The 14,420-nt window shown below is 57.4% G+C and carries 13 protein-coding genes and 2 pseudogenes; 9 read left to right on the forward strand and 6 right to left on the reverse strand.

Going from position 1 to position 14,420, the window contains the following annotated elements; genetic code table 11:
- Positions 1-54: 54 nt before the first annotated feature.
- Together ACYZTM_RS27185 and ACYZTM_RS27190 are read right to left on the reverse strand one after the other, a co-directional pair.
- On the reverse strand, positions 55-558 hold the full coding sequence (locus tag ACYZTM_RS27185) for a hypothetical protein (protein WP_461985643.1): 504 nt from the start codon (positions 556-558) through the stop codon (positions 55-57).
- Positions 527-1,804, reverse strand: coding sequence for a flavohemoglobin expression-modulating QEGLA motif protein (locus ACYZTM_RS27190; RefSeq protein ID WP_461985645.1), 1,278 nt, complete (start codon positions 1,802-1,804; stop codon positions 527-529). The genes ACYZTM_RS27185 and ACYZTM_RS27190 overlap by 32 nt, the downstream gene beginning before the upstream one ends.
- A gap of 175 nt (positions 1,805-1,979) precedes the next feature.
- On the opposite strand from ACYZTM_RS27190, the gene ACYZTM_RS27195 reads away from it, so the two are divergent.
- Positions 1,980-3,839, forward strand: a complete 1,860-nt coding sequence (locus ACYZTM_RS27195) for an ABC transporter ATP-binding protein (RefSeq protein WP_461985647.1) — start codon at positions 1,980-1,982, stop codon at positions 3,837-3,839.
- A 227-nt stretch (positions 3,840-4,066) separates the two neighbouring features.
- Here ACYZTM_RS27195 and ACYZTM_RS27200 read toward each other — a convergent pair whose 3' ends face one another.
- On the reverse strand, positions 4,067-4,306 hold the full coding sequence (locus ACYZTM_RS27200; protein WP_131062669.1) for a hypothetical protein: 240 nt from the start codon (positions 4,304-4,306) through the stop codon (positions 4,067-4,069).
- 239 nt (positions 4,307-4,545) lie between these two features.
- On the opposite strand from ACYZTM_RS27200, the pseudogene ACYZTM_RS27205 reads away from it, so the two are divergent.
- The 5 genes and pseudogenes from ACYZTM_RS27205 to ACYZTM_RS27225 all read left to right on the forward strand — a co-directional run bounded on the left by ACYZTM_RS27205 (position 4,546) and on the right by ACYZTM_RS27225 (position 9,894).
- Positions 4,546-5,890, forward strand: a pseudogene (locus ACYZTM_RS27205) (MATE family efflux transporter).
- A 624-nt stretch (positions 5,891-6,514) separates the two neighbouring features.
- The gene (locus tag ACYZTM_RS27210; RefSeq protein ID WP_131062671.1) at positions 6,515-7,162 is read left to right on the forward strand and encodes a hypothetical protein; all 648 of its coding nucleotides are present in this window, start codon (positions 6,515-6,517) and stop codon (positions 7,160-7,162) included.
- Positions 7,163-7,464: 302 nt separating this feature from the next.
- Positions 7,465-8,145: a phosphoribosyltransferase gene (locus ACYZTM_RS27215; RefSeq protein WP_461985650.1), complete on the forward strand. Its 681-nt coding sequence runs from the start codon at positions 7,465-7,467 to the stop codon at positions 8,143-8,145.
- 127 nt (positions 8,146-8,272) lie between these two features.
- Positions 8,273-9,400 (forward strand): saccharopine dehydrogenase NADP-binding domain-containing protein, encoded by a 1,128-nt coding sequence (locus ACYZTM_RS27220; RefSeq protein WP_461985652.1) that lies wholly within the window; start codon positions 8,273-8,275, stop codon positions 9,398-9,400.
- A 2-nt stretch (positions 9,401-9,402) separates the two neighbouring features.
- Complete coding sequence (locus ACYZTM_RS27225; RefSeq protein ID WP_461985654.1) at positions 9,403-9,894, forward strand: DUF2269 family protein; 492 nt, start codon at positions 9,403-9,405, stop codon at positions 9,892-9,894.
- 40 nt (positions 9,895-9,934) lie between these two features.
- On the opposite strand, the gene ACYZTM_RS27230 is transcribed toward ACYZTM_RS27225, so the two are convergent.
- On the reverse strand, positions 9,935-10,681 hold the full coding sequence (locus tag ACYZTM_RS27230; protein WP_131062678.1) for an SDR family oxidoreductase: 747 nt from the start codon (positions 10,679-10,681) through the stop codon (positions 9,935-9,937).
- Between the two features lie 182 nt (positions 10,682-10,863).
- Here ACYZTM_RS27230 and ACYZTM_RS27235 point away from each other — a divergent pair, with 182 nt between their 5' ends.
- On the forward strand, positions 10,864-11,433 hold the full coding sequence (locus ACYZTM_RS27235; RefSeq protein ID WP_131062679.1) for a YceI family protein: 570 nt from the start codon (positions 10,864-10,866) through the stop codon (positions 11,431-11,433).
- On the opposite strand, the gene ACYZTM_RS27240 is transcribed toward ACYZTM_RS27235, so the two are convergent.
- Complete coding sequence (locus tag ACYZTM_RS27240) at positions 11,430-11,873, reverse strand: hypothetical protein (protein WP_305955877.1); 444 nt, start codon at positions 11,871-11,873, stop codon at positions 11,430-11,432. The two genes, ACYZTM_RS27235 and ACYZTM_RS27240, sit on opposite strands and share 4 nt — an antisense overlap.
- Before the next feature lie 305 nt (positions 11,874-12,178).
- Between ACYZTM_RS27240 and ACYZTM_RS27245 the strand changes: the two genes are divergently transcribed.
- Positions 12,179-13,306 carry a GGDEF domain-containing protein gene (locus ACYZTM_RS27245; protein ID WP_131062680.1) on the forward strand — a complete coding sequence of 376 codons (1,128 nt, stop codon included), beginning with the start codon at positions 12,179-12,181 and terminating at the stop codon, positions 13,304-13,306.
- 110 nt (positions 13,307-13,416) lie between these two features.
- Here the strand turns inward: ACYZTM_RS27245 and ACYZTM_RS27250 are convergent, their stop codons facing one another.
- On the reverse strand, positions 13,417-13,902 hold the full coding sequence (locus ACYZTM_RS27250; protein WP_461985658.1) for a hypothetical protein: 486 nt from the start codon (positions 13,900-13,902) through the stop codon (positions 13,417-13,419).
- Positions 13,903-14,025: 123 nt separating this feature from the next.
- Here ACYZTM_RS27250 and ACYZTM_RS27255 point away from each other — a divergent pair.
- A pseudogene (locus ACYZTM_RS27255) lies at positions 14,026-14,373 on the forward strand (TonB-dependent receptor domain-containing protein); the annotation flags it as partial.
- Between the last annotated feature and the right edge of the window lie 47 nt (positions 14,374-14,420).

A 14,420-nucleotide genomic window follows, 5' to 3' on the forward strand; every position in this document is an offset into this window, starting at 1 on the left:
GTTGCCGATCACTCACTGAAGGTGGCGTGCGAAACAGGCTGGAGCTGTCCGGGCTCAACGTCCATATTCAACGTAGGGGCCCAAGTCGAAACCTTGCGTATCCCAGTTGATTCGATAAACCACTTCTTTCCCTGACTTGATCTTGGCCGCAACGGTTTTGATCGCTGCACCCGCACATAATCCAGATTCGGCGAGCCCGGCACCGAGATTCACTTCACCGGCCGGCAAAACGAAAGATGCCTTCTGACCGGGACCTATCTTGGCTGCGCGCTGACCATCAATGTAGAACACGGCGTCACATCCCGCACCGACAAACCCTTCATCACGGAGGATGGTCAGGCGTCCCGGATCTTTCGTACCCTGGCTTTTGAACGCGTACATCTTGTCGGCCGGCACTGACCGAGCTTCAGAAACCCGCATAGGTGATGTTGCGCACCCGCCCAAAGCCAGCAAGAGCGCTGCCGTTGCGATAATCCTTCGCATGATTTTTCCCTCCTGAAACAGTGCGAATGTATCGGTACCGTGATCACATCGCGCTGGCATCGTTTTCGTGGTCATCGGCAAAGGCCATGAGCACTTCCAGATCGAGCACATCCAGTTTTATCTGGGCGATAAAAGCGGAGAAGGCCAGGTTGGCGGCGAGTAGACGTAGATCGCAGGCCCAGGCCGGTACATAGGTGGGTCCCTGCAGCCAGCCGGACTCGAATAGAGGCGCCAGGCGTACGGTATCCGCCAGGCTGAGGCGTCCCGCAAACAAATGACCCACCAGTTCCGGCCGATTGTCGCGGATCGCGATGCGCAATAGGGTATGGACACCCAGCAAACCCGTCAGGTAGGCGGCATCCTTGGTAAACGCCGAACCACCCCGCAGGTCGGCGCCACGGAAGACCCGCTGGGTTGAGCGGAAGGACTCCTCTTGCGACTGGCCGGCAGCAAGAAAACCCTCGAAGACCTGTATGAAATCGGCGCCGTCCAACGCTTGCTGGACCGCCAGCACGCGCAGGGCCAGGCGGCGCAAGCGGCTGATGTCCATACTGCCGGTGAACAGTTCTGCCAGGGTGGCAATACCTTCCTGAGTTTGAGTCGTGCGGGGCGCTCCCAAACCCAGGCTTTTTAGGTTGGGCTGGAGCGCGCCATTTTGGGCGGTAGCGACATGCACGAAGGCCTCATGCTGCAATAGCTGATTTTTATCCAGCTCAGAGAACAGTGCGCCGCTACGCAGACGAATGCGGCTTGCCCCGGCGATCGCCTTGGCAGCGAGGGTCGGGTCAAGCACGACCGCGACCCGGCCCTCGCCAAAGAAACGGTCCAGTTCCGGCTGCATCCAGGCAGCGAAGGCCTCGGCCGGGATATCAGCCTGAGTCGGTGGAATCCGGGCCCCCCCCAGCAGGGCGTCGGTGGTCGTGAGAAAGAAATGGGCCGCGTCCAGCATGCTGAGTTTCTGGCCCGGATAATAGAAATCCGGGCGCCGGTACAACGCGGATGAATATTGAGTGAAGGCGGGCGTGCCAATCGCACCGAGCATACGTCCAGCCGTGGCATAGCTACGCGCTGTCATGGCGAGGTAGTTCCCGGCTGGATGCCCCTGATCGCAACGCCTGATAAAAGCTTCCAGAGCGGCGATGTCGGCGCTGTGCTCACGTGGGTGCTGCTCGACTTCAGGCAATGCGGCTTTACCGGCGCGCCAATTCGCCAAGAAGACTTCCTCGACGCCATCCGGCCACGACAGGGCGTCCAGTACGCGGATCTTGCGCGCCAGACCGGGTAGAGCGGCATCAAGTTCAGACAGCGGGGCGCTGCTCATGGAGTCTTCCTTGAAAGACGAGGTTCATTCGAAAAAGCTTAGCCGTTCCGATGCGTTGCGTTGTAACCGGTCAAGGGGCCTTCTGCTGTTCAGCGCCATACCTCAACTTCGCAAAACCCTCAAAGCAACCGTTCAATGACAGAATCTCCTACACTTGATCGTTTTGGAGACCACCATGCTTCGTGCGTTTGAACGAAGACTCGACCCTTTTCCTCCTGACGAGGTACCACCGCCACCCGACGGCCTGGCTCGCTTCCTGTGGGCCTGTACCCGGGGCGCCCGCGGTTACATCCTTGCGCTTGCGCTGCTCAGTGCCGGTGTGTCGATTTATGAAGCCTGGCTGTTTTCCTTCCTCGGGCAGGTCGTGGACCTGCTCTCGACCTGGCAGGCAGGCGGTGAAGCGGCAGAACAGGAGAGCCGCGTGTTGTGGGGCATGGGCATCGTCATGGTGGCCAGTGTCGGGCTGGTGGCGTTGCGCACCATGGTGCAGCACCAGATATTGGCGATTAACTTGCCGTTGCGGCTGCGCTGGGACTTCCATCGCCTGATGCTGCGGCAAAGCCTGTCGTTTTTTTCCGATGAGTTTTCCGGCCGAGTCACTACCAAGGTGATGCAGACTGCGCTAGCGGTGCGCGACGTGCTATTCACCCTTATCGAGATCGCACCCGGGATCGGGGTGTATTTCATTGCGATCATCGCACTGGCCGGCGGCTTCGCTCTGAAACTGATGCTGCCTTTCGTTGCCTGGATCGTGTTGTTCGGTCTGGCCATGCTGTACTTCGTACCCCGCCTGGGAAAAGTCGGGCAGGAGCAGGCCAATGCGCGGTCGATGATGACCGGGCGTATCTCAGACGCCTACACCAACATCACGACGGTGAAACTGTTCTCCCACTCCAATCGTGAAGCGCACTTCGCGCGTGCAGCGATGGAGGATTTCAAGCAAACCGGCTTTCGCCAGATGCGCCTGGTCAGCCAGTTCGAGATCGTCAACCAGGCATTGGTGGTGGCGTTGATCATGGCAGCAGGTGGTTATGCCCTGTGGCTTTGGCACCAGGGTGAGGTCGGCGCGGGTGCCGTAGCGGCAATCACCGCCATGGCGTTGCGTATCAATGGCATGTCGCACTGGATCATGTGGCAAATGACCTCACTGTTCGAGTGCATCGGCACCGTTCAGGATGGCATGGAGACGCTGACCCAAGGCGCCAAGGTGCAGGACGCGCCGGGAGCGGGCGTGCTGGTGACCTCCGGCGGCGCGGTAACCTTCGATAAGGTGAGCTTCAACTACAATGGCGAACGCCAGGTGCTTGATGGCCTGAACCTGAGCATCCGTCCGGGCGAAAAAATCGGCTTGGTTGGCCGCTCTGGCGCCGGCAAATCCACGCTGATCAACTTGCTGCTGCGCTTCTATGACGTCGACAGCGGGGAGATTCGCATCGATGGCCAAAACATTGCACACGTGACGCAGGACAGCCTGCGCGGCTCCATCGGCATGGTCACGCAGGATACTTCCCTGCTGCACCGTTCAATTCGCGACAACATCGCCTACGGTCGTCCCGATGCGACCGACGCGCAAATTCGCAGCGCCGCGGCCAATGCCCAGGCCGACGGGTTCATCAGCCAACTGAGCGACCGGCAAGGCCATACCGGCTACGACACCCTTGTGGGTGAGCGCGGCATCAAGCTGTCGGGCGGCCAGCGCCAACGCGTCGCGATTGCCCGTGTGATGCTCAAGAACGCCCCGATCCTGCTTCTTGACGAGGCCACCAGCGCGCTGGATTCGGAAGTCGAAGTGGCCATTCAGGAAAGCCTTGATGAAATGATGCAGGGCAAGACCGTGATCGCGATAGCCCATCGGCTGTCCACGATCGCGGCCATGGACCGGCTCATTGTCATGGATGACGGTCGCATCATCGAACAGGGCACTCACACCGAATTGCTTGGGAAGAACGGTGTCTATGCGCGGCTGTGGCACCATCAAAGCGGAGGGTTCCTGGGTGAGGATAAGGGAGTGGTCGAGGCTATGGATCAGGTGTGAGGGTGTGGGGAGCGCAGCAGGAGAGATGTGAGCGGGCAGTGGGGTGCAATCGATGGTGAGTGACCGTGAAGCGTAAAACCACTTACTTCGGCCGCAGGTCACCGCCGGGTTGGCGGTTGCAACCAACACGTAACTAACCAAGCCTGAAATTTTACGGCTATTGATAGCTATCGAAGGCAACACAGCCTGAAGTAGCTAGGGCGTAAAGCCCTAGCAGATAGCAGATATCACTTTTTCTTTTTCGCCGGCTTTTCTGCCTTCTCTGATTTCTTAGCCTTTTCTGGCTTGCTATCAGCTTTTTTTGCAGATTTCTTTGGTTCGGCGTCTTTTTTCTTGTCTTTCTTTTCGGAAGATTTCGAAAGAGCCGAGGCCGCAGCTGATTTCTTTGCCGGTGATGACTTTTTGTCTTTCAAATCCTTGCTGGCTTTCGAAGCGTCACCTTTGCTTTTCTTCTCGTCTTTAGCCACGTTGAACACCTCTCAGAGTATGCCGGTATTGGCAAATTGCCTGTGGGATTATCCACACGCTGATCATTAGGTGAGCGCGTCTAAAAGCGGTTCAGATTATTTTGATGCGTAGAGACAGGCTTCTGGCCGAAAGCTGACATCGTCCATACTCTCCAAATCTTCGAAATCGGAGCGAGTTGGTGTCCGCTCCCTAGCGTAGAATTCGCAAATTGCCAGCCCCACCCCGAGACGGACCCTCAATGCAAACCCACACAACCAACCACCCTCTCTGGAAAACCTACCTCCTTTTCCTGGCCCCCATGGTCCTCTCCAATTTCCTCCAATCCATGTCGGGCACGATCAACAGCATCTACATCGGCCAAATGCTCGGCACCCAAGCCCTGGCGGCCGTCTCCGGCATGTTCCCCATCGTCTTCTTCTTCATTGCGCTGGTCATCGGCCTCGGCGCGGGCGCGGGTGTGCTCATCGGCCAAGCCTGGGGCGCCCGCGAGCCGCATCTGGTGAAATCCATCGCTGGCACTACCTTGCTGCTGGGCGCAATGATCGGTCTGGTAGCGGCGATATTGGGCAGCGTCTTCGCAAGACCCGCCCTGCAAGGCCTCGGCACTCCGGCCGACGTCCTCGTACGCCCACGTCATGATGTGGATCATGCCGTCGCTGCTGGTCTACGTGCTCTTCACCCAACTGCTGCGCGGGGTGAGCGATACGGTGTCGCCGCTGATCGCGTTGGTGGTGTCGACGTGTATCGGCCTGGCGCTGACACCAGCGTTGATTCGCGGGTGGTTCGGGTTGCCGATGATGGGGATTCAGAGTGCGGCGTATGCCGGGTTGGCGGGTAACTTGTCGGCGATGGGGTGGTTGGCGTGGAGGCTGATTCGCAAGGGACATCCGTTGGCGCCGGATCGGGAGATGTTTGCGGCGATGCGTCTGGACCTGGTGATTCTCGGCAAGGTGTTGCGCATCGGGTTACCGACCGGGTTGCAGATGGTGGTGTTGTCGGTGTCGGAATTGGTGATTCTGGCGCTGGTGAATCAGCACGGTTCGCAGGCGACGGCGGCGTATGGGGCGGTGACGCAGATCGTCAATTACGTGCAGTTTCCGGCGTTGTCGATTGCGATCACCGCATCGATTCTTGGCGCTCAGGCGATTGGGGCAGGGCGGCTTGAGCGTATGGCGCCGATTCTGCGTACGGGGCTGTTGATCAATGTGTGCCTGACCGGTGGCCTGGTGGTGTTGGGTTATCTGTTGTCGCACTGGTTGCTGGGGTTGTTCCTCACGGAGAATTCCACCCGGGCGATGGCGGAGCATCTGTTGCACATCATGCTGTGGAGTCTGTTGGTCTTTGGCTTCCAGGCGATTGTCGGCGGCATCATGCGCGCCAGTGGTTCTGTGATGGTGCCGATGGCGATTTCGATTTTTTGCGTGGTCGGGGTGCAGTTGCCGGTGGCGTATATGCTGGACGCGCGGTTCGGCTTGCAGGGTGTGTGGATGGCGTTTCCGGTGGCGTATCTGGGGATGCTGATGTTGCAGACGGCGTATTACAAACTGGTCTGGCAGCATCAGAGGATTGAGCGGTTGGTGTAGGGAAGCGCCCCAGCGATCTGTCCCTGATCGATGCCCGGCACTGCGACGCAAGTTCTGCCAGTAATCAGGTCTTCACCTTCCTCGGCGAGTGGAAGGGTAAAAGTATGACTGTTTCAGTAGGGGAAGGCCCTAAATGCGAGCCGCTCGTTATTGAATTTTTCGTAAGTTACCTAACAACTAATGGATCCAATAAACAATATTGGAAGTCCCTGTAATTCACCAGCTCAGTTGTCATGGGGCTGACAGAGAAGTTGATACGTTAGTACCGGCGTTTGGGACGTTCACAATAGCCGCCGTTTGTCGGTGGGCTGCTCAAAAAATGAACATTCCGGGATCCCTGGCCTCTGATCCTGCAGCACGTCACCCAAGACCTGCTCCTGCAGCCGCAGAAAAGAAGTGGAAAATAAACCTCATGGGCATTGAATGCTAATGGGGATTTTTTTACCTGAAATTCAGGAGGCAATAAATAGCCGGTCATTGATTCGCCAGGCAAATCAATGGGCTAAGCAGTGCCAAGTCTATAATTTGGCATATCTTATAAAAGTAAGATCGCACAGGCTTTTGAAACGTTGGATGCCCTGTTAACTATCGATCTGTACTATCGAATAAGGTGGAGAAAGTACCGTGGCGATAAATACAATTATGAGCCTGCTCGAAAATAAAGAGTTTATGGAGTTGTTGCGATTGGGCGTTATTTACGTTCATTTAGTGGCGTGTTGTGTGGCCATTGGCTTGGTGTTGACCAGTGATATGGCGATGGTCAGAGACCTGTTAAAACGAAAAACATTGACTGAACATGATAATGCTCACATGGAAAGTCTTCAGAAGTCTGTCATCGTTGCATTGATAGCGTTGTGGGTGACCGGCATCGCCGTCATCGGTATTGATTACCTGGAAAAAGGTATGAATTACTTTATGAATCCAAAGCTTCACGCCAAAGTGATTATTGTCGTGTTGCTGAGTTACAACGGCATCTTGTTGCATCGCCTGGTATTGCCCGCACTGCAAAAGGCGGGCTCCCTGCTCAATCTCGGGTTCAGCGCACGGATGATGGCGCTGTTCTGCGGCTCGCTGTCGGCCGTGTCCTGGATGTATGCGGCCATGCTGGGGGTCGGGCGCCCGTTGGCCTGGAAATACTCTCTCTCCGAACTGTTGATGGCGTATCCGCTCCTTATTGCACTGGGTTTCGTTACGATGCTGGCATTGACTCAGCGTCTGAAAATACAGGACTCCATCGTTATTTCTCCGCGGACAGTAGCGAACGCACGGTAGGCCGGTTCACTGCGTAAAACTTGCGGGCTTGTCCTGAGTCTGAAAGGTGCGACCTTCTTTGTGCAGGTGATCATAAAAACCTGCATCAGGGAGGTCGCTTTATTTTGAGTCATAAGGCCGGATGCTTTCAGACATTAAACACTTCTGTGAAAAGCCCTGTATGAGTTCGCGCCGACGCCGGCGATGCGATCTGCGGGCGGATATATCGTGGCTGAACTTGATGCAAGCCGCTGTCAGACCGACAATCATGAGTGACCCTATGACGTGAACCGACAGGCGTGATTGCCTGAGGAGGTTTTCCAATGAGTCCCTCATCGCCCACCATCCTGCAAGATCGGGCCGCTGCCGGTCGGCGCCTGGTGGAACCGTTGCTCAAATACGCTCATCGCCCCGACGTCATCGTCCTCGCTTTACCCCGTGGCGGGGTGCCGGTGGCCTATGAAGTGGCCACTGCGCTGGAGGTTCGCCTCGATCTCATGCTAGTGCGCAAGTTGGGCGTTCCGTCCCATGAGGAATTCGCGATGGGCGCGATTGCCAGTGGCGGCATACAAATCCTCAATGAACACGCGCTGCGGGTTCACCCGATTGATCAGGCCACGTTCGAAGCTGTGGTTGCCCGGGAAACCCGGGAGCTGTTGCGACGTGAACAGGCTTACCGGGGAACGCGCGCGCCGGTGCAACTCAAGGATCAGGTGGTGATTCTGATCGACGACGGCCTGGCGACAGGCGCCTCGATGATGGCCGCGGTACACGCGGTGCGGGTGCGTGCGCCGGCTCGGATTGTCGTTGCTGTGCCGGTTGCGCCGATTGAGACGGCAGAGGCGCTGCGCAGTGAAGTGGATGAGCTGATTTGCCCGCTGAACCCCGAATGGCTGATGTCGATTGGCCGTTGGTATATGGATTTTTCCCAGACGTCGGATGCGGAGGTCATTAGGCTGTTGCAGCGGGCCTGGCTGAGAGAGTCCAGCTCCGCAAAACGGTAAGCGGGCAGGGCGATTTGATTGTCTACGGTGCTTCGCTGCTTGCCTGCCCATCCGAATTAAGCAAAGCTTTGCCGCGCCCGGTCTTGGGCGGTTCGCCACATGATCCAATGGTCAAGGAAAGCGTTGAATGGCACTCAGGGTGATGGTGATCGGTGGCTACGGAAACTTCGGCAGCATCGTTTGCAGGCATTTAGTCACGATGCCGGGCGTAGAGCTGGTGATCTCGGGGCGCGACTCACAAAAATTGCAGCGCAAGGTCGATGAGCTGAAAACCCAGTCGGGCGGCGTCTGTGAGAGCTGGTGCGGCGATGCCATGGGCGCCGCATTCGGGTCAACACTGAACGCGATGGGCATTCAGTGGGTGGTCCATACCGGCGGCCCGTTTCAGGGGCAATCCTATGCCGTCGCGCAAAGCTGCATCGACGCGGGCGTGAGCTACTGCGATTTGGCGGACTGCCGCACCTTCGTCAATGGCATTGATGTGCTCGACGCCCACGCAAAGCAGGCCGGCGTGGCCATTCTCAGTGGTTGCAGTTCAGTGCCGACGCTGTCGTCGGCGCTCATCGACCAATACTGCTATCGCTTCAAACGCATCGACTCGATCGAGCATGGCATTTCTTCCTCGGCCAAGATGCCGGGCCTTTCGACGGTCGAAGGTGTGTTGGCCTACGCGGGTAAACCGATCAAGCAGCTCAAGAATGGCCAGGTGCACGAAGTGTCGGGCTGGCAGGACCTGACCTTGCGCAAGATGCCTCAATTGGGGACCCGAGTTCTGTCCAATGTCGATGTGCCGGACATGGATATTTTCGCCGGCCGCTACGGCGCGCATACCTTGAGTTTCAAGGCAGGTTCGGGACTGAAACTCGGTGGCGTGGCCAACTACGTGCTCGCCGAGGCGCTGAGAATCGGGCTGGTGCGTGATTCTGCGGCTTGGGCGGCACGGCTGCATCGCTGGGGGACGTGGTTCGAGCGATTCGGCGATGGCCTGAGTGCGATGTACATCGACGTCGAAGGGCAGGGCGTTGATGGGCAACCGCTGTCCATGACCGTGCAATTGACGGCGCACAACGACAAGGGCCCTGAAATCCCCAGCTGCGCGGCCGTCGCGTTGGCGGCAAAACTGGTCGCGGGTTACGCACCGGCCCCCGGCGCCCGTCCTTGTGTGGGCGAGATCAGCGTCGACGAGTACATGGCCGCGATCAACGACCCGGCCAATCTGCACTTGTCCGTGCGCTTTTCTGACGAGCAGGGCTGAGCATGCTCTATCTGTGCCTGAAGTACCTGCACGTTGTTGCCGCGATTTTCCTGTTCGGGTTCGGCATGGGCTCGTACCTCTATTTGATCGCGGCCAGTCGCACGGCCAACCCGCAAGTCATCGCGCACGTGGCCAGGATGGTGGTGCGCTTCGACACCTGGATTACCACCCCGGCAGGCTTTATTCAGATCGCCACGGGTTATCTGCTGATGAAAGTCTCCGGGCTGCCCATGTCCACGGAGTGGATTCTGACTTCGTTGATCATTTTCCTGTGCGTGGGTTCGCTGTGGCTTCCGGTGTTGGTGCTGCAGAAGCGCCTGCACGTGATAGCGTTGCGCGCGGTGGAAACCGGCGAGGGGCTCGACGCGCAATACCGGTCGGTCTACAAGAAATGGTTCTGGATGGGCGTGGCGGGTTTTGCGGGGATGTTTGTGATCGTGATGATGATGGTCACGAAGATGACGCCGATGCAGCTGGTTGAGGCGGTGGTCTAGCGCAACGGCCACGCCTCACAGTTTGACTTGGCTTTGTCATCTAATGAGTCTCAAGCCAGTCCTGAAACCGCGTCGCGCCGACGATGGGATTGACGCCCGGTGTCAGCGACTGGTCATTGATCGGCGCACCAAAGTAAGGAACCGTGTCGTCCGCGACGGTCTGGCGCGGGTCCTTGGTGTGCTTCAGGTAATCGCTCGCGAACTCGATGAGGGGGCGGTTTTCAGGGCCGGCCAACTCGACGGTTTGATTGATCGGCGCTTTCAACGCAATGTCCGTCAGAACCGCCGCCACATCAGCCGAGGCCACCGGTTGCAGCGCGGCGGACGTCAAATGAATGGTGTCGCCTTCCTCGCGCCCGGAGTGAGCAATGGCATGGATAAACTCGAAGAACGGCGTGGCCCGCAGGATGGTGTAGGGAATACCTGACTTCTTGATGAGTTTTTCCTGGGCCATTTTCGCCCGGAAGTAACCACTGTCGAGCATCCGCTCGGTGCCGACGACCGACAGGGCAATATGGTGTTTGACGCCGTCGATCTTCTCCGCCGCGATCAGGTTATGCCCGGCGGTTTCGAAGAAGTGCAGCGCCGCGTGGTCCTCGAAAGAGGGCGAGTTCGCCACGTCGACCACCACGTCCGCACCTTTTAACGCCTCCGTCAGCCCTTCACCGCTGATGACGTTGACGCCGGTGCTCGGCGACGCCGCCAGGGCTTCATGCCCCAGGTCCTGCAGGTTCTGGCAGAGCTTGCTGCCGATCAGCCCGGTGCCACCGATGACGACGATCTTCATGTCCAGTCTCCCGATGCGGTGAGTGCTTCAGTCATTAAACACCTGCGCGGGTGGCGGTATCGGGCGCTGGTTCGCGTTGCCGACAGGTGGTCGGAAGTCTCGGCGCGAGGTGGAATAAACGGTGGTTCTTTGCTTTAGTCCACCTATCGCTGGCCAGCGAGTGCCACGACCGGAGCGCCCCCATGAATTTTCGATTCCCGTCGTTATCCGTACTGGCTGCTGCGCTTGCCTTCGGCTTTTTCCCCTGTGCCGACGCGGCCGAATACACGCAAGTGAATGAAACCGCCAGCACCATCTCCTTTACCTACAAACAGTTCAGCTCGCGGGTGTATGGCACTTTCGGCAAGTTCAAGGCCACGCTTGATTTCGACACGGCCAACCCCTCAGCGGGCCACGCTGCGCTCACCATTCAGCTCGACAGCATCAACGCCGGCAGCGAAGACGCGAACACCGAGCTGCAAAAGCCTGCCTGGTTCGACGCGCAGAAGTATCCCGAGGCGACGTTTGAGTCGACAGGAGTGAAAGCGCTGGCTGACAACCACTACACGATCACCGGCAAACTCACGCTCAGAGGCGTCACCCGAGAGGTGGCCGTTCCGATCGTCCTGAAGGCAGAGAATGCTATCGGTATTTTCGATGGCCAGCTAACGCTCAAACGTAGCGACTTCAGGGTCGGCGAGGGTGAGTGGGCCAATGGCTTCGTTTCTGACGACATCAATATCCGGTTCCGCATGGTTGCGCCGCAGCGTTAACGACAGGCATCAGCCACGGCCTTCTCGGCGCGTTCAATTTCCTGCTTGATGTCAGTGGTGATGCGTTGTTCCTTGTGTTTCTGTTCTAGGAATATCTGACTCCCCTGGTTTTTCAACTCTGCGTCGGACGCGGCGTCCTGTGCCTGCAACTCGGCAGCGTGTGCGTCTATGACGGCTTCAACCTCGGCATCATTCTTCGCGGTATCCAGGGCGGAGACTAATTTGTCGACTTCCGCTTTCTCGGCATCGGCATAAGCGTCGACGGACAGCCCGGCAGCCATCGCTCGTGCGCGAATTTGCAGGGTTTCCATATGCTGATGTGCTGTCTTGCACACTGCATCCTGCCGTGCGCTCTCAACCGCTTTCCATTCAATAAACCCATACGTCGTCACACTGATCACGGCCAGGGTGAGGATGGCGCTAAATAATTGGGCTCTCACATTGCACAACCTCAACAATCAGGGGAACAACCGTTTTGGGTGATGATCGCCAGAATCCATTCGAGGCCTAAAAAAGCGTAGCAGGACGGACGAGTTGCATGTGACGGCGGGATGTCATTTGACTTGATCACTACAAGGCATGGAGAGCGCACTTGTGTGCTATTACTTTTTGGGGCTTTCAAGTAGAAGCATGGACGCATAACCGTTAATTAGCGCGTGCCCATGAGTCTTAATTGTTTGTTTGCCTGAGTGGCAAGGTGCCACAATCGTTTTTTTTGTCGCAGCATCATGATCAGGCGGATTAAATGGGTGGCCCAGGATTTCGGCACGACCAGGATACTTTCATCGCCGCTCAGGTGCGCAGTGATCGATTGCATCAGCTATTCCACCAGTCATTCCCTGCGATTTTCGGCAGTTTTCTAGCCGCGCTCATGCTGTGCGGTCTGTGCTGGGAGCGCTTTGATCACACCGTCATTTTCTGGTGGATGGGGCTGCTGACAGCATCTTCGATGCTGCGCATCCTGATGTTCGTTGCCTGGTTTCGCTGCCCTGAAAGTGAACGCACCCCGCAACGCTGGGAGAAGAGATACTGGTTCACGCTGGTGTTGTCCGCCAGTATCTGGGGGGCGGGCGCTGTAGCGGTGATGCCGGCAAACGACCTGTTGTCCCAGGCGTTGGTCATGCTCTTTGCCGTCGGCATGTCGGTCAGCGCCGTGTCGTGTTACTCGTCCTATCGATACATGACGTTGGCGTCCATTGGCCTGGTCTTGTTGCCGTGTACCGTCTGGCTGCTGTTTCAAACGTCAGCGATGCAAGTCGGCATGGCGTTGGCCGTTATTGTGTTCGCCTCGTTCGTGGCCAGCGCGACACGCAAACTGTCCGAAGCATTGGAAACCGCCTTCCAGTTAACCCGTGAAATGGAACGCGCTCATCGCATCTCTACTTATGCCGCACAAACCGACGAACTCACCGGCCTGAAAAACCGCCGCGCTTTTTTCGAGCACGCCCAGCAATTGTTCCATGACTGCAAAAACAACCGGTTACCCCTGTGCGCGGTGATGCTGGACATGGATCACTTCAAGCACATCAATGACACCTACGGTCATCAGGTCGGCGATCAGGTCTTGCGGCAAATGGGCGTGATCATTAACCGGTCCTTCCGCGATACCGATGTCTTCGGCAGGCTGGGTGGGGAAGAGTTCGCGATTCTGCTTCCCAATACGTCCATTGAAATCGCCCTTAACATCGCCGACCAACTTATCCAGTCTATCGGTGGATTGATGACCGGACCTGTTCACCGCATATCGGCGAGTCTGGGTGTTGCGGAAATGGAGGTCAGTGACAACGATTTGCAGAGTTTGCTGAATAACGCGGATAAAGCGCTGTATCGAGCCAAGGCGCGTGGACGGAATCAGGTGGCTGTTTCGGAGTAAAGGGTGAAGTCTTGATGGCTCAATGGGTCTTTAGCTTCCCGGTTGGGCTGGCCATTAAACAGCTGTATTGCGCGTTGCAGATTCATGGTTGAACCACCTTCAGGCACGTCTCAATAAAACCGGTCTTCTTCTTTCATCGTATAAATCCGTCCCAGCGTCCGGGCCGATATCCCCAGGAATAACATCGCCAGTAACACGCCACCCGACATGATGTAAAACCCCGGACGATTGCCGTTCAGCTCGCGGGCAATGCTGTTCTGTCCCGGTATCCAGCGCGAGTAAAGCAGCTCAATGCTGCCGCCGGTTTCATAGGCGGTTTTCTGTGCGTAGCGCTCGTCGACGTATTGATCGTCGTGCACTTGGCCGTTGTGATCGGTGTAGCGGTAATGGATGACTTTGCCGTCGCTGTTCATCAGGATGTTGTCCAGCTGCGTCACCGTGCCAGTGGTCTCGACAGGGCTCAAGCGGATGGCGGCATAAGCAATGCCCTCGTGCCGGGCCATACCGGCGAGGATCAGCACGACGCAGCAGGCCACGGTGAGCAGGATCACCCGGTTGAACAGGTGGTCTTTTTCAGCTTCGCGGGGGTAATACATTTCACGGTCCTTCGTTGGTGAATTCACCAGAAGGAGTCGGCGAGCGGGGGGACAACTTTAGTCGAGTCGGATCAAATGGCGATTGTCCTTGGCCCAATCCTTGGCCGCATCCAGCCACCGATGCAACCCAACCGCAACGAAGCGCAGTCGCCGGTATCCGCCTCATTGTGGGCGGATTATCACTTCACCCAAGCGGCGCTCAATGGCCTGACGTTCGGTGCGGGCGCACGATACACCGGGCGCAAACCGGGGGATTCATCCAACTCCTTCGACGTGCCGTTTTATGTGGTCTACGACACCACGATCAGTTATGACATGGGCAAACTCGACCCAAGCCTGCGTGGTTTGCAAACTCGCTTGAATGTGCAAAACGTGTTTGATCGCGAGTGCGTCTCGGACTGCAATTATTCGTTCGGTTGCTACTACGGCCAGGAGCGGGTTGCGTCGGTTGAAATGTCTTACGACTGGTAACGTTCTCAACCCATATAAAAGCCCTCGGCGCCTGTACAGCACCGAGG

The sequence above is a fragment of the Pseudomonas sp. MDT2-39-1 genome, assembly GCF_054898085.1.